The following is a 21,089-nucleotide window of genomic DNA, read 5'->3' as shown; positions in this document are numbered from 1 at the left end:
GCGTCGATAATCGTGCCCGGCGGGTCAGACCGGAATGTTCCAGAGGCAGGTGACCGTCGCCAGGAGGAACGCGGAGGAGCCCATGATGACCGCGCCCGCGTGGTACGGAAGTTCGTCGTCGGGACGCAGGAGACGGTCGACCCGGCGCATCACCGAGGGTTCGGCGGGACGTACGGCCGCCATCGCGCCGGCCGGGACGGGCGCGGCCCCGGCGGCGCCGAAACGCAGCAGCGCCATGGCCAACTCGCGCGAGGAGCTCTTGCGCACGGCCTGGTCGTCGGCGCACATCTCGATGAGCAGCGCGACGCTCTCGTAGTAGGTGCGCACGAGGTGTACGCGGGGGAAGGCCCGCTTGAGGGAGGAGAAGGGCAGCAGCACGAGGTCGTGACGCTGACGCAGGTGGGCGTGCTCGTGGGCGAGGACCGCGGCGAGCTCACGGTTGTCGAGGACTTCCAGGGCGCCCGCGCTGATGACCACCTGGGATCGCAGGACGCCCGGCAGACAGTACGCGGCGGCCGCGGGGTGGTCGACCACTCGGGCGCCGGGGACGTCGGGGTGGTCGCTGGCGACGAGCTCGAGGAGGTCGTGGTGGCGTCTGCGAACGCGCAGCACCTGGATGAAGGAGGCCACCAGTCCGCAGAACAGGACCAGGGTGAGGATCACGGCCAGCGTGATGGCGGCCAGGTGGCTGATGCCTTCCAGCCCCTGGGAGAACTCGGCGAGCAGGAAATCCCCGCTGATCAGGTCGGCGAGCATGGCCATGCTGCCGCCGGCGGCACCGAGTCGGTACGAGGAGAGACCGTAGGCCAGCAGCGCGCCGATGGTGGATACACCCCATGCCAGGCCGAGGGCCTGCCAGGCGATGACCGCCGTGTAGGGACCGCGGGAAGGCCACTTCGCCCGGTGGAGAGCTTCCATGGCGATGAGGCAGCTGACCGCGACGAGAGTGAGGAGTGCGGCACTGACCATTCGGACTAGTTCCTTGGCTGCTCGGTTTCCGCGAGTGCGCGCCTGAGCGCTTCAGCCTCCTGGCCGTCCATGGATTGGACGAAGGCGGCCAGGGCCGCGTCACGGTCGACCGTCTGACCGAGTGCGTCGAACATCAACTCGGACACGTAGTTCTCACGGCTGGCTGCCGGACGGTACCGCCACGCACGACCCTCACGTGCCCGGGTGACGACCTTCTTCTTGGCGAGTCGGTCGAGCACGGTCATGACGGTCGTGTGCGCCAGGTCCCGCTCCGCGAGCGCTTTGCCGACCTCACGAACCGTCATTGGTTCGTTGCGTGCCCACAGTACATCCATCACCGCGCGTTCAAGTTCGCCAAGCCGATTCATGCTCACAAGTCTACGATGGGTAGTACTACCGCCCGTGGCACCCCCACGTTAATTCAAGATGGCTTGTGAGCAAGGGTATCGAGTCCTCGATGACAGGGTCCGAAACGTGCTTGCGCCCCGCCCCCCCGGTCGGGTCGGCGCGTTCCTCGGCCCCGACGTCGGGCGACGTCCGGGGCCTTGCGGCCGACGCTCCGCGCGGACATCGGGATCCCCACGGGGTCCGGCTGTCGCGGCTCCCCGGGCATCGTACGCTCCCGTGTATGGGACACCGGCATCCGAGCAAGCTCAAGAACCCAGAGGTGGGTCACGCGCGTGCCCGTTGGCTCCTGCGCGCGGAACTCGCCGGGTGTGACGCCTGCCGCGCCGAAGGCGACAAGGACGCGTTGACCGATCTGGCGTCGGACGGCGTCTTCGATTCCCTGATCACCGGATTCGTCCTCGCCCGTGTCCAGCAATGGCACTCACCCAGCAGGCCGTCCCAGTACCCCGCGACGGTGTACCGCATCGCCCCCATCGACGAACGGGACTTCTGGTGGCCCCCCACCCAGCACTGCATGCGCGTATGCACGGTGACGGGCCCCGAAGGCGTCGACACCGTTCCCGCGCTCCGGGAACTGCGTTTGATGTCGGGTTCGAACCGGTCACTGGTCTTGGACGACATCATCGACGGACTGGCCGAAACGGAAGGATGACCCTTGAGGTCCGTTCACCAGGGGGCACCGCACATGTCCCCCAAACACGACAAACCCATCGTGGGCCTGTGCGAAAGATGCGGTGAGTACCTCAACCCCGGGGTGCGCACCTGCCCCAATTGCGGTCACTACAACTCCTAGTCGCACGCCGGCTCCGGTCTCTCCTCACCATCGGCCGGGGTCGGCGATCGGAGGCGGATACCCCTCGACGCCTTCGCCGGCCCCCTCCGACCACGGGCTGTGGGCGCGGGCACCGGACAGGTCGGCGAGTTCGGGCACGTACCTGCGCACGTAGACACCCTCGGGGTCGAACCTCTTGGCCTGCCGGGAGGGGTTGAAGGCCCGACCGGGTCGGGTGTCGTTGCCGGTTCCGGCCACCCACTGCCAGTTGCCGTAGTCGTCGGCCACGTCACCATCGGTCAGGTGGGCGTCGAAGTGCGCGGCCCCCTCCCGCCAGTGAACGCGCAGGGTCTTGGTGAGGAAGGACGCGGTGATCATCCGGGTGCGATTGTGCATGAAACCCTCGCGAAGCAGTTGGCGCATTCCGGCGTCCACGATGGGCACCCCGGTAAGCCCCTCCTTCCAGGCGGCGAGGGCGTCGGGGTCCTCCCGCCACCAGCGATCGCGAGGACGGTAGTCCCGAATCGTGATGTCGGGGAAGGCCGCGGTGACCTGGTGGTGGAAGTCGCGCCAGGCGAGTTGGCGAACGTACTCGGAACCCCCTGGGAGATCGCGTGCGGCGCGGGCCACCTCCAGCGGGGACAGGCAGCCGAAGCGCAGGTCGGCGGACAGGTGAGAGGTCGCCGCGCCGGCCAGGTCGTCGTTCCGGTCACCGTAGTCGGCGACCCCCGAGTCGAGCCAGGCACGGAGTCGTTCACGCGCCCGGGTCCATCCGCCCGCCTGTCGTTCCGGGGAGAGGGCTCCCACACCTTCGCGTGAGAGGTCGTCGGGTGCGGGCAGGCGTCCGGGGTCGAGTCCTTCGAGCAGGGGGACCCGTTCGGGAGCGGGCAGGGTCTCCCGCCACCGGGCGCCCTCCCAGGCCCTCCAGTAGGGGGTGAACACCTTGTAGTGGTCACCGGTGGTCGGGGTGATCTCTCCCGGTGGCACTACGGTCAGCCCGGCGTGGGTACGCGCGTCCAGCCCGGACTCACGGAGCCGGTTGAGCCGCCGGTCGGCCACGCGGCTCACGCCCGCGCTCAGGTGGACGGTCCCGGCGCCGACCTCCCGGGCGAGGGCGAACGTCTCCGTGACCGTGTCACCCCGGCGGACCACGAGGTCCGCGCCCACGGCGCGCAGTCCCGAACGCAGGTCGACGAGGGCCTCGGCGAGGTGGGCGAGCCGGTTGCGGGCCGCGCGCCGCAGTAGGGCGTGGTCGAGCACGAAGAGCGGAACCACCGGTCCGCCGGCTCCCAGGGCCGTGGTCAGCGCGGGGTGGTCGTTCAGGCGAAGATCCTGGCTGAAGAGCACGAGCACGGGAGCGACCAAGAGACCTCCTTCACTCAAGGTGACCAACACACTACGCAAAGGGATCACCGGTGGTTACGACAGGCTCCACCGGGTAGGGCCCCGGAATGGATACGTTCGTTCGCCCCGTCGTCGGAGTGTCCAGCTGCCTGCTCGGCGCCTCTGTGCGTTATAACGGCGGTCACTCGCGAAACCGTTTCCTCACCGACGAACTGAACCGGCACGTGGATTGGCTCCCGGTATGCCCGGAAGCGGAGATCGGTCTGGGGGTCCCTCGCCCGACCCTGCGCCTACAGGACTCCGAGGGAGCGGCCCGAGTCATCTCCAGTGCGACCGGAACCGACCACTCCGACGATCTCTCGAACGTCGCGAACCGACACCTCGGTCGACTGGCCCGACTCGACGGCTACGTCCTCAAGAACAAGTCGCCGAGCTGTGGCCTGTTCTCCCTGCCGGTCTTCGACGGTGACGGGAACCGGCTGCGCGGCACCGGCCGCGGCGCCTTCGCCGAGCGGCTCACCACGCTGCTGCCGGCACTGCCGGTGGAGGAGCAGGGGCGCCTGTCCGACCCCGCGCTTCGTGAGCACTTCGTGGAACGGGTGTTCGCGCACGCACGGCTGCGCGCCCTCATCGAGGGCGAGTGGGCCGTACGCGACCTGGTGGCGTTCCATGCGCGGCACAAACTCCAGTTGATGGCGCACTCCCCGGAGGGGTACCGCGAGACCGGGCGGGTCGTGGCGAAGGCCGGCGCGCACGACCGCGAGCGGGCGGCGGCGACCTACGCCGAAGCGTTCCATCGGGCGTTGGCCGTCAGGACGAGTCGTGGCAAGCACGCCAACGCCCTCCAGCACGTCTTCGGGATGATCAGTCCGTTGCTGGACGACACGCGCAGGCACGACCTGTTGGCCGGGATCGAGGACTATCGGCGGGGCAACGCTCCGCTGAGCCTGCCCGTGGCCCTGTTGCGACACCACTGCACGGCGGAGGACGTCACGTGGGCGAGCGAACAGACCTACCTTCGCCCATACCCGGAGACGCTTCGACTGCGGCACCCCGTGTCGGTCTGAGGCGCCGACGAGAACCGGTCGACGTCCGGGACCGGGAACCTCCACAGCAACACCCGAAGACCCGCGCACACGGAGGGGATTGCGATGACTACAATGGGTGATATCCCTTGGCCGCTTCGCGTGCGGTCACCGGTTGCCCCCGACCCTTGAGGTTGCGACGTGTTCGTCTCCTTCTCCCGACGCGCCACCGTGCTCCTCGCCTCCTGTGCCGTGGCCGTGGTCGCCGCGTCCCTGGCCACCGCCCCGCCGGAACGGCTGGTGGAGCGGATCGGACACCACCTGTCCGAGACCGAACCCGAACTCGCCACCGGCCGGATGCGCGTCCCGCCCGACGCCGACTCCACCCCGGCGGCGCTGCCCCGCCCGGGCGACGTCGCGGTCTGCGACGAACCCGGCCGTGACGAGGTGGTCACCCTCCCCGACACGGCCGCCACCGGGGGCGAAGGCCGTTCCGTGTGGATCCGCAGACCCCCCGGACCGGACAGCGCCGACCTTCCCGTGCTCTACCTTCTGCACGGATCCTCCTCCGGTCACCGGACCCTGATGGACGCGGGTGTGGGCGACCTGATGGACCGCCAGATGTGCCGCAGCGGCGTCGAGTTCGTGATCGCCGCCCCGCACGGACAGGTCGAGGACGGGTCCACCACCGAGTGGGCCGACGCCCACGACGGGAGCTTCGCCCTGGAGAGCTTCGTCACCGGACCGACCGTGACCGCGGTGGAGGGGGAGTATCCTCGTCCACGCTCCTTGAGGGCGATCGGCGGTTTCTCCATGGGCGGTTACGGCGCGGCCGCACTCGCCCTGCGCAACCCCGCCCTGTACTCACAGGTGGTGAGCTGGGCCGGGTACTTCCGGGTCGACGACCCGCACGGCGTCCTCGGCACGGACACCGGCCCCCACTCCCCCGACCACCTCCTCGGACCCGAGGAGGTGCGCGACCTGCGCTTCATGCTGGTCGAGGGGCGCGATGACCACACTCCGCTCCAAGAAGGGCGGATCCAGGGAGAGGCCGAACGCTTCTCCGGTCTGCTCACCGAGCACGGTATGACGGTCACCACCCTGCGGCCCCGAGGCGGCCACGATCTGCGCACCTGGAAGCGCACGTTCCCCGATGTCGCGGACTTCCTCGTCGCCGGCTGGGCGTCCGCCCCCTGACCCCTGCCCGGGTCAACCCCGCCCCCTGGGACAGGCCGGTCGGGAACAGTGTGTACCTTCGTCGCTGTTGACGACTACTGCCCGCACACGCGACCTGGAGGGACCACCGGTGTCCGGACCCGTTCCGTTGGGTGATCAGGCTGCGGTCCCCTCGAGGATCGCGACGGTGAGCCTGCACACCTCCCCGCTCGACCAGCCCGGCACCGGTGACGCCGGTGGGCTCAACGTCTACGTGGTCGAGGTGGCACGCCGAATGGCGGAGCGCGGCGTGGCGGTGGACGTGTTCACCAGGGCCACCAAGCCGTCGCTGCCGGCCGTGGTCGAACTCGCCCCCGGGGTGAACGTGCGACACGTGCACGCAGGCCCCTACGGGCGCCTGGACAAGAACACCCTCGCCGAACACCTGTGTCCGTTCATCTTCGGGATGATGCGGACCGAGGCGCAGGCCGAACCGGGCCACTACGACCTCGTGCACGGCCACTACTGGCTGTCCGGCAAGGCCGGGGTCGTGGCCGCGCGCCGGTGGGGCGTGCCGATGGTGCAGTCGATGCACACCATGGCCCGGGTGAAGAACGCCGCCCTGGCCGAAGGCGACTCCCCCGAACCGGAGGACCGGGTACGCGGCGAGGACCAGTTGGTCCGCCAGGCCGACCGGCTCATCGCCAACACCGAAGACGAGGCCCTTCAGCTGTCGGACTTCTACGGCGCCCGGCCCGAACAGCTCCATACGATCCCACCCGGCGTGGACCTGGACACTTTCTCGCCCGGTTCCCGCGCCGAGGCCCTGGAACGAATCGGTCTGCACCGGGACACCCACCTGCTGCTCTTCGTCGGCCGGGTACAACGACTGAAGGCCCCGGACGTACTCATCCGCGCCGCCGCCGAACTCCTGGAACAGGAGCCCTCCCTGCGCGACCGCCTCGTGGTGGGCGTGGTCGGCGGCCTGTCCGGCGGGGGAATGCACGAACCCCGTATGCTCACCGACCTGGCCCGCTCACTCGGAGTGGCCGACGTGGTGCGGTTGGAGCCGCCACAGGACCGTCGACGCCTGGCCGACTTCTACCGGGCCGCGACCGTGACGGTGGTGCCCTCCTACTCGGAGTCCTTCGGGTTGGTGGCCGTGGAGTCACAGGCCTGTGGCACCCCGGTCGTGGCGGCCCGCGTCGGTGGCCTGTCCACGGCCGTCTCCGACCGTGTGTCGGGTGTCCTGGTGGACGGACACGACCCGCGCCACTACGCAGCCGAGCTGCACCGGTTGATTCGCGAACCGGCCTGGCATGCCAGGCTGGCGGAGGCCGCACCGGAGCACGCGGCCACCCTGAGCTGGTCGCGGACCGTGGATGACCTGCTGGACGTCTACCGGTCGGCACTGACCCCGCGCGCACTCCCGCTGGCCGAGGCGGCATGCCGATGACGGGGACGTCCGTGAAGGAGAGGGGAACGCACGTGGCGGAGACGACGGCGCGCGAGAACGCGATCAAGGCGATCGAACAGGCGGTGGGCGAGGCCGAGTTGGAGGTCGAACGTCCACGTGAGGGTTCCTTCCTGGTCACCATCCCGGGCACGGCCAAGCTCAAGACCCTGGTGTGGTTGGAGGTCGGTCCGCACAGCCTCACCCTGACCTCGTTCTTCTGCCGGCGACCGGACGAGAACCACGCCGGGTTCTACCAGTGGCTGACCCGACGCGGCTCCGACATGTACGGGATGGCGTTCACCTCCGACGAGGTCGGCGACGTGTACATCCGTGGCCGGCTCCCCCTGGGCGGTGTCGGCGTCGACGAGGTCGACCGGCTGTTGGGGTGCGTGCTCACCTACTCGGACGAGAACTTCAACACGGCGCTGGAGCTGGGGTTCGCCTCGGCGATCCGCAAGGAGTGGAAGTGGCGCCTCGAACGCGGCCACGACACCCGGAATCTGCGCGCCTTCGCCCACCTGGCCGAACCGGCCGGGACTTCGAGTGACTAGGCTTGCCCCCATGGGAACTCTGGTACTGCTGCGACACGGTGAAAGTGTCTGGAACGCGAAGGGCCTGTTCACCGGCTGGGTGGATGTGGACCTGTCCGCAAAGGGCGAGGACGAGGCCCGCCGTGGCGGCGAGCTGCTCAAGTCCGCCGGGGTGACCCCGGACGTGCTGCACACCTCGCTGCTCAAGCGCGCCATCCGCACCGCCAACCTCGCGCTGGAGACCGCCGACCTGCACTGGCTGCCGGTCGAGCGCTCCTGGCGCCTCAACGAGCGTCACTACGGCGCCCTTCAGGGCAAGGACAAGGCTCAGACCCGTGAGGAGTACGGCGAAGAGCAGTTCATGACCTGGCGTCGTTCCTACGACACTCCCCCACCGCCCATCGCCGACGACGACCCCTACTCGCAGTCCGACGACGTCCGCTACGAGCTCCTGCCGCCGGAGCTGCTGCCGCGTACCGAGTGCCTCAAGGACGTGCTCGACCGCGCCCTGCCGTACTGGTACGACGACATCGTCCCGGAGCTGGCCGCGGGCAAGACCGTCCTGGTCGTCGCGCACGGCAACTCGCTGCGCGCGCTGGTCAAGCACCTGGACGGGGTCGGCGACGCCGACATCGCGGGGCTGAACATCCCCACCGGCATCCCGCTCGTCTACGAGCTGGACGAGGACTTCAAGCCCACGAACCCGGGCGGCACCTACCTCGACCCGGAGGCCGCCAAGGCCGCCATCGAGGCCGTCGCCAACCAGGGCAAGAAGTAACGCCCCACGACGACACCGGTGCCCGTACCTCCAACGGTGGTACGGGCACCGTCGTTTTCGAAGGGCGGGTCATCGGAGGGCGGGTCAGTAGACCAGCGCCTGGGCCCCGTCCTGGAGGGTCTCCTCGACGAAGCTCTGCGCGCCCGCGATGCGCACGCCGTCGATCAGGTCGTCCTGGGTGAGGTCGCGTCGGGCCGCGCACTGGGTGCACACCGTCACCCGGCCGGCGGCCAGCACCGCGGCCAGCAGGTCCTGCAACGGGGCGGCGTGTTCGAGTTCGAAGGTCTCGGCGCGTCCGGGGACGGCGAACCAAGCCGACTCCCCGGTCAGCCAGAGGGAGACCTCGACGCCTGCGGTCACCGCCGCGGTCGCGACCGTGAACGCCTGATTGCACCGTTCCGGAGCATCCGCGCCGGCCGTGACCTTGATCACCAAAGAGCGAGACATGTCCGTCAGCCTACCGAGAGGCCGATCAGGAGGAGCACGGTTCCCGCGATGACGGAGAACAGGAACCCGACGGACAGACCCAGGGCCTCGGTCCGACGTGGGGAGACCCGTGTCGCCCGGTCGACCACACCGTGTTCGATGGTGAGCGGGTCCTCGTCCGAGCCGGCCAATACGACCCGGCCATCACGCGCGTGGACGCGTCCGGTGACGCGCACCGAAGCACCCGTACGGATGATCCACTCGCGGTACTCGAATTCGATGGTCTCGCCCCGGAAGACACCGGAGATGCGGCCTCGAACCCTGGGCAGGAGGTCGTCCGCGGCGGCGGCCACACCGGGTTGGGGACGGCCGACCTGGCGCTTGAGGCAGAGTTCGGCGTCCTGCGGTTCGGTGCCCGCCGGGTCGACGAAGATGCGCTGCGCGTTCCCCGAGCGCCCCTCCCCCACCAGACCGAAGAGGTCATCGGAGCCGTAGTCGGCGATGGAGTCACAGGCGCGCTCACCGACCTGCCCGTCCGCCTGGCCACGGGCCAACGGCCGGTAGTGCCGCAGGACCTCGTGACCGTGCCAGACGCACTCGACACCCGCCAGTCCGGATTCGATGGCACCGGCGGGACCCGGCGCGGCCACGCCGGTGAGGGTCACGCGCTTGCCTTCGTGCTCGGCGACCGCGGCGGGAAGGAGCAGCGCGAGACCACGCTGACGCCGCCAGCGACGCAGGGCGATGAAGGCCAGTGGCGCCAGGACCACCGCGACGACGAGCAACGCCGAACCGATCACCAGTAACACAGGCAGCCCCTTTGGAATCGTGTTCGGAAATCGTGTCGGAGGTCGGGGGATCGCGGTGCGGATCCGAGCCCCAAGGACCCACCGCGTCCGTCAACCATCTTTACCAGTTCTCCGAGAAAGCCGGGCCAATTGGGCATGTCCGGTCCGGGGCCCGAGGATGGCGGTGACGGGTACCTTCGCGCGGGCGGTCACCGACGCCTCCGTCGCGCGCTACTCTCGGGGGTTATGGACGCAGCGGTACACCCTGATCTGGCGAAACTGTCCTTCCTGTTCGGACGTTGGGAGGGCGTCGGCGTCGCCGGATATGTGGAAGAGGAGAAGTTCCAGTTCGGCCAGGAGGTCGAGTTCGTCCCGCGCGCGGGGCTGCCCTATGTGGCCTACAGTGCCAAGGCCTGGCGGATGAACTCGGACGGGACCACCGGCGAGCTGATCACCGAGGAATCGGGTTACTGGCGTGCCCTCTCCGATGAGGACACCGCTCGGTACGCGGCGGACGACGAGAACAACATCGTCCACATCGAAGCGATGATCGCCCACAACGAGGGCTACCTGGAGTCCTACGAGGGCAACGTGTTCGCCAACCGGGTGGAGATGCGAAGCGCCGGGCTCGTGCGCACCATCACCGGCCTGGAGGTACAGGGGTCGCACCGCCTGTACGGGCTGTTCAACGACGGAAGCCAGACCCTGGGTTACGCGTGGGACCTGGCCGCCCGCGACCTGGGGCTCCAGTCGTACATGTCCGCCCAGCTCAAGCGAGTGGCCGAGATCGAGCCGAACGACGGCAAGTAGGCCCGTTCGGGGTCTGGACATGGACGAACCCCGGGCCGGCTCCTACGAGAAGGGTCGGATCGGACAAGGTCCGACAGCCCGGGGTTCGGGTGTCCGTCTGGGATTCGCCTGCGACGTACGTCGAGCGAATGCTCGGCGTCGTCCTAGCGGACGGCCACCTCGCCGGTCCTAGGGTCAATCATGTTCTGGACCACCTCCTTTCCTGCGTGCCGCCAAACTACGTCTCCTGGACGGTGGCGGGCAAGTGATTTTCTGTGATCTGTATCCCCAGGTCAATCGCACCCCTGTGTCCTCTTGGACGGGGCGGATACCCTCGGCGGTATGACTTCGCCGTTGCTGACCACACCCGGTGCCGTGAGCGCCGAGACCCCCGACACCGACGTCGCCGCGCACTACGGCGACCCCTCGCACGAGGGCCGCGCGATCGAACGTTCCAGTGCTTGGGTCGACCGGAGCAACCGGGGTGTGGTGCGGGTGAGCGGGCCCGACCGTCTCGGCTGGCTCAACGACCTCACCAGCCAGCTGACCCGTGACCTGGCCCCGGGCGCCGGCACCGAGTCACTGATCATGGACGCGCGTGGCCGACTGAGGCACCACCTGTCGATGGTGGACGACGGTGAGTCCACCTGGATGCACACCGAGCCGGGTGAGGCCGCCGAGACTGCCCGGTTCCTGGACTCGATGGTGTTCATGCTGCGGGTGGAGGTCGAGGACCTCTCGGACTCGCTCTCGGTGTTGACGTTGCTCGGCCCGGACCGGGACAAGGCCCTGGCGGTGGTGGAGGGTCCGGTCACCCGGACCACCGAGCACGAGATCGACCTGTTCGTGCCCTCCGAGGAGCTCGTGACGACCGCGAAGAAGCTGACGGACGCGGGAACCCGACCGGCCGGCATGTGGGCCTATGAGGCGCACAGGATCGCTTCGCACCGGGCTCGGGCCGGCCTGGACTCCGACGAGCGCGCCATCCCGCACGAGATGGACTGGATCGGTTCCGCCGTGCATCTGGAGAAGGGCTGCTACCCCGGGCAGGAGACGGTGGCCCGGGTGCACAACCTGGGTCGTCCCCCGCGCCGCCTGGTGCTACTGCACCTGGACGGCACCAGGGAGCGGCTCCCCGTGGTGGGCTCCGAAATCGAACTGGAGGGGCGTCGGGTCGGCCGCGTGGGCAGTTCCGCACGCCATCACGAGTTGGGGCCGATCGCGCTGGGGCTGGTCAAGCGGACGGCGCCGACCGACGCCGTTCTGACTGCGGACGGCATCGCCGCCGGCCAGGAGGTCATCGTGGACCCGGACACCGGGGCCAACGCCCAGATCGATCTGCGGCGCCGACCGCGATAGGGGCTCAGGAAGGTCGTAGGTCGCCCTGTCCGGAGACCTCGACGTAGGAGAATTCGGTGCCCTCGGGCGCCAGGAACATCAGGTGTGTGGTGACCGTGGTGCCGGGGTCGATCTCGTCCCAGAAGTAGTCCCAGGCCACGGTCACCTCGGCCTCCACGTCGTTGTTGTGGGAGGTCCCGTCCGGGGAGTGGCCTCGGGTGCCGTAGCTGTCGAAGATCGCCGGTGAGGAACCCTCGTTGGTGACGTTGAGCCGGTAGATGTAGTACGTCATGCCCGACGGGGCGGTGGCGTTCGTGCCCATCCCGTCGGTGATGGTGCTGTCGGTGTAGGCCACCTCGACCTCCACCCGGAACGGACCGACCGACGTCGAGGATCCGTTGAAGGAGGACAGCGGCACGGATTCGGAAGAGTCCGTCTGTCGCCCCGGACCGGACGCCTCCGGCCGCTTCGGCTCCTCCGTCGTTTCCGCGGAGGGCGAGGGTGAGGATCCCGGTTCGGTCCCCGCACCCTGCTCCGACCCGTTTGCCGCGGGGTCGCGATCCTCTTCTCCCACCACGATCCGCACATCGGGGGTCGGCAACCCGCCCATGGCGGCCAATGCCGCCGTGCACCCACCGGCCGCCACGAGCACGGCGACGGGGATCGCGAGGACACGTACGGACCGTCCGAAACGGCCGACGGAACCTGGGGGTGAATCGGTGGCACTCATATCCATGTGACACATACCACAGTCAGATCATTCCGAAATTGTGCCCCGTTTGCCCACCCTCGCCCGAAATCCAACCCTCACCACGGAGGGTCGTCGACCATTCCTTCCCGGCTACCACCCGCGAAGCCCGACCCACTCCTCATTTTTCCCTTGAAAGCCTGGCGGCACGAACGAATCGGGGGACGCGGATGAGCGGAATCGACCGACCGGTAGGTCCTCGGGTCAGGTCGGCACGATTCGCCGGCCCTGCTCGAGAGGGCCCCGACAAGGGCGCCACCGACTCCGGACACACGAAGGCCCGATGGGAGGGTCTCTCCCACCGGGCCGGTCGATTCTCTAGCGCAGAGCCGCGGCCAGGCGTTCCTCGTGCAGACGCTCGCCCCAGGCCGGAGGCAACGGGTTCAACTGCCCCACCCGCCAACGCAGCAGCAGGTCGGCCAGTTGTGGGTTGCGCGGCAGCGCCGGCCCGTGCAGGTAGGTGCCGAGCACCTGGCCCTGGTAGGCGCCCTCGGTACGGTCGTCGTTGCCGACGCCCTTCACCGTGGTGGACAGCGGGCGGGCCTGCGGGCCGATGGATGTCCGGCCCTGGTGGTTCTCGAACCCGGTGATCCGACCCACGCCCAGGGCGGGGTCGACGTCGGCGACGATCTCGCCCACGGCACGGCTCTGACCACGGCCGCTGCGGATGTCGAGGATGCCCACGCCGGGGAGCGGGTTGTCGTCGTTGTCGCCGTAGCTCTCACCGATGATCTGGTAACCGGCGCAGACCGCGAAGACGCAGGCACCGCGCGCGGCGGCCCGAGCCAGACCACCGTCGGCTCGAAGGCGCTCGGCGGCCAGGATCTGCGGCCGGTCCTCGCCACCGCCGAGCAGGTAGATGTCGCCCTGCTCGGGCACGGAGTCGCTGGAGTTGACCTGCACGACCTCGGTCGGGATGCCGCGCAGCTCGGCGCGACGCTTGAGGATGAGGACGTTGCCCTGGTCCCCGTAGGTGCTGAGCAGGTCGGGGTAGATCCACACGATCCGCAGAGCGCTGCTGTTGTTCGACATGGCTGGGTCTCCTACTGGATGCGGCCGTACGCGGTGCGGATCTGCTGGAAGGCGGTGTAGTTGGCGATGACGTCGACCTTGGTGATGTCGGGGCGGTCGGCCTTGAGCTTGGCCAGAACCTCGTCCACCCGCTCGGCGACCTCGAAGGGGACCTCGTCTGTCTCCAGCCGCAGGGCGAGATCGGTACGACGCTCACCCATGATGAAGACCCGACGGTCGCGCAGGACCCTGTAGTCCACGTCCCACAGCCAGGAGGTGTCCTTACCGTCGGAGACCTGGGCGTTGACCGCCAGGATGACCGGAACCCGCGGCGGGTCGAGGACGGCGAAGGACTCGAGCCACCCGGCAGGGTTCTTGGCGAGCAGGAGGCGGACCTCGACGCCCATGGTCACCACGGAGGTGTAGCGGCCGGCCACCGAGGTGATCTCACGCAGGCGTTCGACGGTGCGCTCGGGGTGGATGCCGTAGGCGGCTGCGGTGGCCGCGGCGATCGCCGCGTTGGAGCGGTTGGCGTCACCCGGCAGGTTGAGGCGGAGCTTGATCTGCTGCCCCTCGGGGGTGATGAGGGTGTCGGAGTCGTTGTCCACCGCCCAGGTGGCCCGAGGCCGGGCCAGGCCGCACTCGGGGCACTCCCAGTGCGGATCGACCTCGCGCTTGAGGTGGGCGCCGCACTCGGGGCAGCACCAGGAGTCCTCCTTCCAGCGCTGGCCGGCGGAGACCCAGGTGGCGCTGGAGGCGCCCAGACCGGCCCATGCCACGAGGGGATCGTCGGCGTTGGCGATCACGTGGGTGTTGGTCTGCGACAGGGTGGTGCGCCACTTCTTCGCGAGGAGGTTGATCTCCGAGGCGCGGTCCATCTGGTCGCGGCTGAGGTTCATCAGTACGACGAAGGCGGGATTGGTCGCCTTGATGACCTGTGGAAGATACTTCTCGTCGACCTCCAGCACACCGTTGACGGCGGCCTTATTGGCGGCCAGCGCGGTGATGTGCCCGGTGGGCATGTTCGCGCCGTGTTCGTTGGTGGCCACGTCGCCGAACTCACGCAGGGCCTGCGAGATGAGACGGGTCGTGGTGGTCTTGCCGTTGGTGGCGCTCACCAGGGCGAGACGGCGACCCTGGGCGAGCTTGGCGAGCAGCTCGGGTTCGACCTTCAGGGCGACGCGGCCGCCGATAACGGAGCCGTCTCCGCGTCCTGTGGCCCTGGACAGGCTTGCCGCGCTCCTGCCCAGTACCGAAGCCAGTTGGGCGCGCAAGGAAAGCTCGCTCATCAAATCTCCACGATCGCTAGATCACCCGCGCGAACGCGCTGTGGCGGCGGGCGATGTGTCGGGCCAAGCCTATTGTCCACCGCTGTTCAGACCCGCCAGTCCAACCGCTCGGGTGGGGGCCCGAGGTTGGGTGGGACCCGTGTCGGATCGGCCCCGTCGTCGGTCACCGATTCGGGCGTTCGCGGGACGTTCCCGACCCCGGGTGCGTATCCGGGTCCGGCTCCCCGCGCGCCGTCACCCGGCGGTTCGATCCGCGTGCCGCCGATCGGGGAACGCCGTGGCTCCTCGGCCTTCGGACCCGGACCATCGGGCCCCTCGGCCTGGCCGACACCCCTACCGATACCGGAGTTCCGGTGGTCCTCGGCGGTGGCGAGGGTGGCTGTGGACAGGGTGAGAATACCCGGGTTGGTGTCGGCAAGGACCGGGCCGGCCGAGGTCAGGACGAGAGCCGCGGTGGGTGGCAGGTTCCGGAGCGACTCCGCGTCCAGACCACTGATCCGCGCCGTGGACTCCTCTTCCTCCGTCGACGCGACGGTGGTGTCGGTCTCCGCCGCCTGCTCCGTGGCCCGACCCCAGGCCGTGGCGGATCTCACATGCCTGACCAGGTCCAGCGGGGAGATCGCGGCGGCCGCGTTGCGGATGAGCGCTCCGGACTCGGTGTGCGGAGAGGGGAAGAGGCTCTCCTCGGCGGGACCGTTCTCGTCGCCGCCGTCGGGTTCGGTGATCGAAGCACCGACGGTCTCGCCGATCACCTCGGTGAGCCGGTGGATCTCCAGGTCCTCCTGATCGCTTCCGAAGCCGTCGGCCACCTCGGCGACCGCTCGCGCGACCCTCCCGTTCCGGTCGGATTGCCGCATCACCACCGGCAGGCAGGACGGATCGGACAGGTGGCGGACCGCGGCGGGCACCGCCTCGCGGAACATCAGGACCACCTCGACACCGCCGTCCTCGGCCGCGTCCAGGACCTGCTCCACCTCCTCCTCCGGGAGTATCTCCGCGCCGCACACGACCACGGTGCGGGTTCGATCCGGTCGTACCCGTGGAGCTCTGCCCCCGGGGACCGCCGGACCCGGCTCACGTGTCTCCAGGAGCTCGCTGAGCGCCGCCACCGCGTAGGTCCCGTACACTCGCGCGGCCGCCGCCCCGGAGGCACGGTCGGTGGAGATGATCTTGACCTGGGCGTAGGCGGCGTCATCGGCGCGGGTACCGACGGCTTCGAACGGGCTGAGTCGCTCCTCCAGGGCCCAGGCCCGTTCGCGGACCGCGGGGTCGTCCGCGCAGCGTTCCCGTACCCTGGTGCGTTCGTCCACGGTGAGCAGGGCCAGGGCCGGATCGTCCTCGGCGTCGTCGTCGGCGGGGGTGAGCAGGGCGCGCAGACCCCCGATGAGGCGAGCGATGTCCACGTTCCGGCCGAGCACCTCCAACAGACGCAGCAACAGCGTCTCGTCGGCGTCGACGTCCTCGGCCCGTCCCGTGGCCGCGGCGACGGCGGAGAGGACGCGGGCGCGCTGACCGGCGTCCAGATCGGTTCCCAGGGTCATCCGCGGCAGGTCGGCGGGGAGCACCCATCTGCGCGGTTCCACGGCGCAACGACGGGTGAGACGGACGAGTTCGCGGGCGACCCCGTGCCCGGTGAGGTCGACGACCGTGAGGTCACCGCCTTCCCTCAGCCGAGAGACACCGATGGTGGTGAGCAGCGCCGACCACCCGGTGTCCGCCCCGCCCACCACGACCACCGCGGAGGTGCCGACCGGCACGGTCATGCCGTACCAGCGTGGCTGCGCCTCGTAGGCACGGGAGGCCGCCTGCCATTCGGTGTACCGGGTGGCGTGCTCGCGTTGCCGTTCGCGCAGGACCCGTTCCCGCTCGGCGCGCTCGGCGTCCAGCCGTTCCCTCGCCCGTTCCAGGCGTTCGACGATGACCTGGCGGCTCTGGACGAGCGCGAAGGCGACCGGCGCCGCGATGGCCGCGCAGGCGAACACACCGCCCAACGCCAGACTGCCGGGGAGGACGCGCGTCAGCCACAGCGCCGGGAACAGGATCGCGGGCAGGGCGAGTCCGAGCAGTGCGAAGTAGAGCGGGCGGTTGGTCTGCGCCTCGCTGTCACGCTGATCCGCGATCCACTCCTCGGAGACCGTCCGAGCGTCCGAGGGCGCGGGGCGGCGCGGGGCGGGACCGGGTGGTGGCAGGAGGATCTTGTGCCGCCATCCGAGGTAGGTGCGTCCCGTCTCGCCTCGGGCCGCGTTCGCCGACGACCGTGCTCTGGGCACCGTCCGAACACCTCCTCGCCGGCGGCAGAGAGGGACCACCGGGGAATCGTTCATGTGGGGGGCTTCGGCCACTGGGCGGTCGAAGCTCGGGCACCGGCGTACCGGCGCCCTCGTGCTTGCCACGGCCGGCCATGCCCGACGTTCGAACATGGAGCGTGCACGGACCTTCGAGCGGCGTGGCCGTGGTTCTCAGTGAAGCAGGGCCACCGGCCGCTTTCCAGTACCGATCCCCACCTGTGGAAAACCCGAGCGTCGAGCGGCCGCTCACCCGACTCCCTCGTCGGCCGGAACCCGGACGATCCGCGCGACCGGTGAAGCGACATAATGCCGGCGAAGACCACGCCCCTCAGATAACCGGGAGTCCCCCATCTCCGGCCCCACCCTCGTCCCGCCCCTGTTCTCACTCCTGCTCATGGTCGCCGCCCTGGTCTGCGTGGCACGGGGCCATGTCTGGAATCACCGAAGGGGGCGCACCCACTGGAGGGAACGCGCCCTCGCCCACAAGGCACCGATCGGCGCGGAACGGCGCAGGATCCGTCCGTACCTGCGCCATGGTGCGCCGGCGCCCGACCCCGAAACGGCTCAGCTGACCGTCACTGCGGCCACCGATCTGAATCGCCGGTGGCAGAACCCCTGGTACTTCTCGGGCATGATCCTGTTCCTTCTCGGCAACTCTGTGATCCTGATCGCCAGGTCGATGGTTCAGGATGGGTCCTCCGTCTTCCTGTGGCTCGGGGTCGCCGCCTTCTCCTTCGCCGCCACTTCCCCCTTCTACCGCCAGGCGATGCTCGACCGGGCGAGACTGGCTCTAGCGATCAACCGGGAGCTCGCCGAGCTGTACGAGGTTCCGGATGAGGAGCCGCCGCACCCTCGGGAGCGCTGAGCCCCGGAAACGACGCGGCGCCGGTGCCGAACGGATCTCTCCGTCGGCACCGGCGCCGCGGTGGTTCGACCGTCGGTCAGGCCTGGACCTGTACGTCCACGACCTTGCCGACCTCCGCCTGGACGGGGTATTCGCCGGTGAAGCCCTTCGAGGCCAGCACCCGCACCTTCCAGGCACCATCGGTGGCGAAGAACCGGAAGGTCCCCTCGTCACCGGTGGCGACCTCTCCGACGAAGTCATCGGAGGAGTTCAGCAGACGGGCGTAGGCACCGCGCAGCGGCTGCCCGTCACGTGTCACCGTGCCCTGGATGACCGCCTGGCTTCCCGCGTCGACGTCGGCCAGGGCCACACCGCCCTCGGGGGCTCCGCAACTGTCGCTCACTTGGGCTCGGCCTCCCCCACCTCGACCGGAACGCCGACCAGGGAACCGTACTCGCTCCAGGAGCCGTCGTAGTTCTTGACGTTCGGGATGCCGACGATCTCGCGGAGCGCGAACCAGCTGTGCGAGGAGCGCTCGCCGATACGGCAGTAGGCGATGATGTCCTTGTCCAGGTCCACACCGGCCTCGGTGTAGAGCTCGCGCAGTTCCTCGGCGGTCTTGAAGGTGCCGTCCTCGTTGGCCGTCTTGGCCCACGGGATGTTGCGCGCGGTGGGGATGTGCCCACCGATCTGGGCCGCCTCCTGCGGGAGGTGCGCCGGGGCCAGCAGCTTGCCGGTGAACTCGTCGGGCGAGCGGACGTCGACCAGGGCCTTGTTACCGATGGCCTCGACGACCTCGTCGCGGAAGGCACGGATCGAGGTGTCCTGTTCCTTGGCCTTGTACTCGGTGGCGGCCCGCTCGGGGACGTCCTCGACCAGCTCGCGGGAGTCGAGCTCCCACTTCTTGCGGCCACCGTCCAACAGACGGATGTTCTCGTGGCCGTAGAGCTTGAAGTACCAGTACGCGTAGGCGGCGAACCAGTTGTTGTTACCGCCGTACAGGATGACCTGGTCGTCGTTGCCGATGCCCTTGGCGGACAGCAGGTTCTCGAAACCGGTCCTGTCCACGAAGTCGTGACGGACCGGGTCTTGGAGGTCCGTCTTCCAGTCGATCTTGACAGCGCCTCGGATGTGGCCCTTGTCGTAGGCGGACGTGTCCTCGTCCACCTCGACGAGAACGACGTCGGCGTCGTCCAGGTGAGCCTCCACCCAGTCGGCGTCCACGAGGACGTCGGAACGGCTCATGGGGAACCTCCTGTGTTTCTGTGCGATGTCGCGTGTGAGTCGGATGCGTCGTGCTTCCGGGCCCTGCTGCCGGAAGCCGGGGTGTCGTCGTGGCCTTCCCCTGGTGGGGACGTTCCCTGGCGAGGGGATGTGTTCGGGGTACCCCGCTACGCCCGGCGAGGGGCCGGGTGGAAGGCGGGAAGGGCACTACGCGCGGTGGGGGCGGACGTGGTCGCAGCCTGCCGCTCCGAGCTCACGAGGGTGCGGTCGTCGATGTGTCGCTCTGTGCCTGGGGCGTACGGACGCCCGTCGAACTCGACTCGCATGAAACTTCATCCCTGTGTGCGTGGAGATCCGAGGAAGCCGATCGCACGAAACGGGCGGGGCCGAGGGCCCGTCCGCCCTAGGGACATGGACAGAGCGCGGCGGCGACGCGGCAGAAATCAACCGCCCGTCGCTTCGTCAGATACGCGCTCGTCAAGGAAGTCACGTCTTAGACGTTACAGGCAGCACCGCTGATTGTCACTGGTGTCCTGGATCACAGGGAAAGCCGTATTGCCCGCTCCGCCGGGCCGGACGGGCTTTCAGGGTGTTCCGGAATATGAGAACGGCGTCTCGGGGAGCGTTGAGGACCGCCCGGGTTCGGACCTATCGGGTCCAGGAGATGGCCTGCCCGAGCGCGGCGATCACGTCGGCCTTGCGGGGCTGTCCTTGCGCCCGCCGCACGATCCGGCCGGAAGCGTCCAGGACGAAGACGGTGGGGGTTCCCCGCACCTCCAACCGACGCACCAGGTCCAGGTGCGACTCGGCGTCGACCTCGACGTCGGCCACGCCCTCCACCATCGACGCCACGTCCATCAGGACGCGGCGGGTGGCTCGGCAGGGCTGGCAGAAGGCACTGGAGATCTGCACGAGGGTGGCCCTCGCGCCCAGCTCGGCGCCGATCTCCTCGGCACCGAGCGACTCCATCGCGGAGACCATCAGGCGACCTCGGAACCCATCAGCGGGAGGTCGGTACCGGCACCGGTGATCAGCAGACCGCTGGAAGTGGCCTCCACGTCGGTGACGGTCAGGCCGAGCGGCAACTCGGGTACCTGCGCGCTGAAGGTGAGCATCCCCGCCACCTGGTCGTCGACGTCGATCGGCAGGTCACCGACCTCGATGTCCTGAGGGGTGACGGAGAGGACGTCGCCGTCGACCGTGAACTCACCGGCGCTGGACACCGAGGCGCTCAGACCCAGCTCGGGCAGGGCGAGCTCACCGCTGATGCGGGGGCTGTCGCCCTCCGTGCTGATGGTCATGCCCTCGGGCAGGTAGGGGTTGAAGTAGGAGTAGGGCACCACGAAGGAGCCTTCGACCTGGCCGGCGATCACGGTGGGTTGATCCATGAGGTCGCTCAGCGGCGCCTCGACGTCCGAGGCGGTGGCCTCGACCTGCTCGACCGTCACGTCGCTCATCGTGGCGCTGTCGGCGTTGATGTCGACCTCGGTATAGGTGCCGCTCAGCACCTGCGGCAGGAAGGCCCAACCCTCGATGGACACCTCCGGATCCTCGGACATCTCCATCTGGTCGGCCAGACGTTCGGCGAGGGCGTTCTGCGCGAATGAACGCGCACCGATGTCCGCCACCACCACGAGAGCCGCGAGGAGGATCAGGAAGACGAGAAGGAACTTACGCATCGGAGATCCCAGCACACTTTCTTTCGATCCGGCTTTCGATCCGGCGCGCCTCTCGGCTGGGTCGTCCGGCCGGTCGTGGTCACACGCCACCGGCACCCGCAGGGCGCCGGTCATGAAAAACCTGTAGGGAAGGGTACGTCACCCCGCATATGACGCGGAGATATCCGGGTTGGTTGCGTCCCCGAGCCATCGAGACGCGATCGAGAGGCACCGGGGTCGGTGTGGGGC

General features: G+C 69.1%; 24 protein-coding genes. 10 read left to right on the top strand and 14 right to left on the bottom strand.

Going from position 1 to position 21,089, the window contains the following annotated elements; all coding sequences use genetic code 11:
* Positions 1 to 24 precede the first annotated feature (24 nt).
* Positions 25 to 969: a M56 family metallopeptidase gene (locus NLI01S_RS05810; protein WP_067600354.1), complete on the bottom strand. Its 945-nt coding sequence runs from the start codon at positions 967 to 969 to the stop codon at positions 25 to 27.
* A 5-nt stretch (positions 970 to 974) separates the two neighbouring features.
* A complete protein-coding gene (locus NLI01S_RS05805; protein WP_084392335.1) occupies positions 975 to 1,337 on the bottom strand; it encodes a BlaI/MecI/CopY family transcriptional regulator in 363 nt (120 codons plus the stop codon).
* A gap of 260 nt (positions 1,338 to 1,597) precedes the next feature.
* Between NLI01S_RS05805 and NLI01S_RS05800 the strand changes: the two genes are divergently transcribed.
* Together NLI01S_RS05800 and NLI01S_RS26720 are read left to right on the top strand one after the other, a co-directional pair.
* Positions 1,598 to 2,029 carry a hypothetical protein gene (locus NLI01S_RS05800; protein WP_067600348.1) on the top strand — a complete coding sequence of 144 codons (432 nt, stop codon included), beginning with the start codon at positions 1,598 to 1,600 and terminating at the stop codon, positions 2,027 to 2,029.
* Positions 2,030 to 2,062: 33 nt separating this feature from the next.
* The gene (locus NLI01S_RS26720) at positions 2,063 to 2,170 is read left to right on the top strand and encodes a zinc-ribbon domain-containing protein (protein WP_358503562.1); all 108 of its coding nucleotides are present in this window, start codon (positions 2,063 to 2,065) and stop codon (positions 2,168 to 2,170) included.
* A 24-nt stretch (positions 2,171 to 2,194) separates the two neighbouring features.
* On the opposite strand, the gene NLI01S_RS05795 is transcribed toward NLI01S_RS26720, so the two are convergent.
* Complete coding sequence (locus NLI01S_RS05795; RefSeq protein ID WP_067600345.1) at positions 2,195 to 3,514, bottom strand: cryptochrome/photolyase family protein; 1,320 nt, start codon at positions 3,512 to 3,514, stop codon at positions 2,195 to 2,197.
* Between the two features lie 86 nt (positions 3,515 to 3,600).
* Here NLI01S_RS05795 and NLI01S_RS05790 point away from each other — a divergent pair, with 86 nt between their 5' ends.
* The 5 genes from NLI01S_RS05790 (at position 3,601) to NLI01S_RS05770 (ending at position 8,437) form a co-directional block, all read left to right on the top strand.
* Positions 3,601 to 4,560: a YbgA family protein gene (locus NLI01S_RS05790; RefSeq protein WP_067600342.1), complete on the top strand. Its 960-nt coding sequence runs from the start codon at positions 3,601 to 3,603 to the stop codon at positions 4,558 to 4,560.
* 159 nt (positions 4,561 to 4,719) lie between these two features.
* Positions 4,720 to 5,715, top strand: a complete 996-nt coding sequence (locus tag NLI01S_RS05785) for an alpha/beta hydrolase (RefSeq protein WP_067600340.1) — start codon at positions 4,720 to 4,722, stop codon at positions 5,713 to 5,715.
* A gap of 109 nt (positions 5,716 to 5,824) precedes the next feature.
* Positions 5,825 to 7,129, top strand: a complete 1,305-nt coding sequence (gene mshA / locus NLI01S_RS05780) for a D-inositol-3-phosphate glycosyltransferase (RefSeq protein WP_067600337.1) — start codon at positions 5,825 to 5,827, stop codon at positions 7,127 to 7,129.
* 32 nt (positions 7,130 to 7,161) lie between these two features.
* Entirely contained in the window at positions 7,162 to 7,680 is a 519-nt protein-coding gene (locus tag NLI01S_RS05775) for a YbjN domain-containing protein (protein WP_067600334.1), read from the top strand.
* A gap of 10 nt (positions 7,681 to 7,690) precedes the next feature.
* On the top strand, positions 7,691 to 8,437 hold the full coding sequence (locus NLI01S_RS05770; protein WP_067600331.1) for a phosphoglyceromutase: 747 nt from the start codon (positions 7,691 to 7,693) through the stop codon (positions 8,435 to 8,437).
* Between the two features lie 84 nt (positions 8,438 to 8,521).
* On the opposite strand, the gene NLI01S_RS05765 is transcribed toward NLI01S_RS05770, so the two are convergent.
* Positions 8,522 to 8,884 (bottom strand): DsrE family protein, encoded by a 363-nt coding sequence (locus NLI01S_RS05765; protein ID WP_067600328.1) that lies wholly within the window; start codon positions 8,882 to 8,884, stop codon positions 8,522 to 8,524.
* Between the two features lie 5 nt (positions 8,885 to 8,889).
* Positions 8,890 to 9,672 carry a hypothetical protein gene (locus tag NLI01S_RS05760; RefSeq protein ID WP_067600324.1) on the bottom strand — a complete coding sequence of 261 codons (783 nt, stop codon included), beginning with the start codon at positions 9,670 to 9,672 and terminating at the stop codon, positions 8,890 to 8,892.
* A gap of 225 nt (positions 9,673 to 9,897) precedes the next feature.
* Between NLI01S_RS05760 and NLI01S_RS05755 the strand changes: the two genes are divergently transcribed.
* Positions 9,898 to 10,461 carry a nitrobindin family protein gene (locus NLI01S_RS05755; protein ID WP_067600322.1) on the top strand — a complete coding sequence of 188 codons (564 nt, stop codon included), beginning with the start codon at positions 9,898 to 9,900 and terminating at the stop codon, positions 10,459 to 10,461.
* A 321-nt stretch (positions 10,462 to 10,782) separates the two neighbouring features.
* Positions 10,783 to 11,799, top strand: coding sequence for a CAF17-like 4Fe-4S cluster assembly/insertion protein YgfZ (ygfZ, locus tag NLI01S_RS05750; protein WP_067600319.1), 1,017 nt, complete (start codon positions 10,783 to 10,785; stop codon positions 11,797 to 11,799).
* Positions 11,800 to 11,803: 4 nt separating this feature from the next.
* On the opposite strand, the gene NLI01S_RS25955 is transcribed toward ygfZ, so the two are convergent.
* From NLI01S_RS25955 to NLI01S_RS05730, 4 genes are all read right to left on the bottom strand, one after another.
* The gene (locus NLI01S_RS25955; RefSeq protein ID WP_190318370.1) at positions 11,804 to 12,196 is read right to left on the bottom strand and encodes a DUF4352 domain-containing protein; all 393 of its coding nucleotides are present in this window, start codon (positions 12,194 to 12,196) and stop codon (positions 11,804 to 11,806) included.
* Between the two features lie 648 nt (positions 12,197 to 12,844).
* A complete protein-coding gene (locus NLI01S_RS05740; RefSeq protein WP_067600312.1) occupies positions 12,845 to 13,558 on the bottom strand; it encodes a type 1 glutamine amidotransferase in 714 nt (237 codons plus the stop codon).
* Between the two features lie 11 nt (positions 13,559 to 13,569).
* On the bottom strand, positions 13,570 to 14,826 hold the full coding sequence (locus NLI01S_RS05735) for a Mur ligase family protein (RefSeq protein WP_067600309.1): 1,257 nt from the start codon (positions 14,824 to 14,826) through the stop codon (positions 13,570 to 13,572).
* An 86-nt stretch (positions 14,827 to 14,912) separates the two neighbouring features.
* Entirely contained in the window at positions 14,913 to 17,096 is a 2,184-nt protein-coding gene (locus NLI01S_RS05730) for a hypothetical protein (protein WP_067600306.1), read from the bottom strand.
* Positions 17,097 to 17,508: 412 nt separating this feature from the next.
* Here NLI01S_RS05730 and NLI01S_RS05725 point away from each other — a divergent pair, with 412 nt between their 5' ends.
* Positions 17,509 to 17,979, top strand: a complete 471-nt coding sequence (locus NLI01S_RS05725; RefSeq protein ID WP_067600302.1) for a hypothetical protein — start codon at positions 17,509 to 17,511, stop codon at positions 17,977 to 17,979.
* Between the two features lie 76 nt (positions 17,980 to 18,055).
* On the opposite strand, the gene NLI01S_RS05720 is transcribed toward NLI01S_RS05725, so the two are convergent.
* From NLI01S_RS05720 to NLI01S_RS05705, 5 genes are all read right to left on the bottom strand, one after another.
* Positions 18,056 to 18,361, bottom strand: a complete 306-nt coding sequence (locus tag NLI01S_RS05720) for a DUF1416 domain-containing protein (RefSeq protein WP_067600299.1) — start codon at positions 18,359 to 18,361, stop codon at positions 18,056 to 18,058.
* Positions 18,358 to 19,203, bottom strand: a complete 846-nt coding sequence (locus tag NLI01S_RS05715; protein ID WP_067600297.1) for a sulfurtransferase — start codon at positions 19,201 to 19,203, stop codon at positions 18,358 to 18,360. The genes NLI01S_RS05720 and NLI01S_RS05715 overlap by 4 nt, the downstream gene beginning before the upstream one ends.
* 382 nt (positions 19,204 to 19,585) lie before the next feature.
* Positions 19,586 to 19,672 carry a putative leader peptide gene (locus NLI01S_RS26715; RefSeq protein WP_355267795.1) on the bottom strand — a complete coding sequence of 29 codons (87 nt, stop codon included), beginning with the start codon at positions 19,670 to 19,672 and terminating at the stop codon, positions 19,586 to 19,588.
* Between the two features lie 158 nt (positions 19,673 to 19,830).
* Positions 19,831 to 20,163 (bottom strand): TlpA family protein disulfide reductase, encoded by a 333-nt coding sequence (locus NLI01S_RS05710; RefSeq protein WP_067600293.1) that lies wholly within the window; start codon positions 20,161 to 20,163, stop codon positions 19,831 to 19,833.
* A complete protein-coding gene (locus tag NLI01S_RS05705) occupies positions 20,163 to 20,861 on the bottom strand; it encodes an LmeA family phospholipid-binding protein (protein WP_067600289.1) in 699 nt (232 codons plus the stop codon). The genes NLI01S_RS05710 and NLI01S_RS05705 overlap by 1 nt, the downstream gene beginning before the upstream one ends.
* Between the last annotated feature and the right edge of the window lie 228 nt (positions 20,862 to 21,089).

The organism is Nocardiopsis listeri NBRC 13360 (assembly GCF_001570765.1).
Taxonomy (GTDB): domain Bacteria; phylum Actinomycetota; class Actinomycetes; order Streptosporangiales; family Streptosporangiaceae; genus Nocardiopsis; species Nocardiopsis listeri.
The sequence above is the reverse complement of the archived record's forward strand: the minus strand, read 5'-3'. Positions and strand labels throughout refer to the sequence as shown.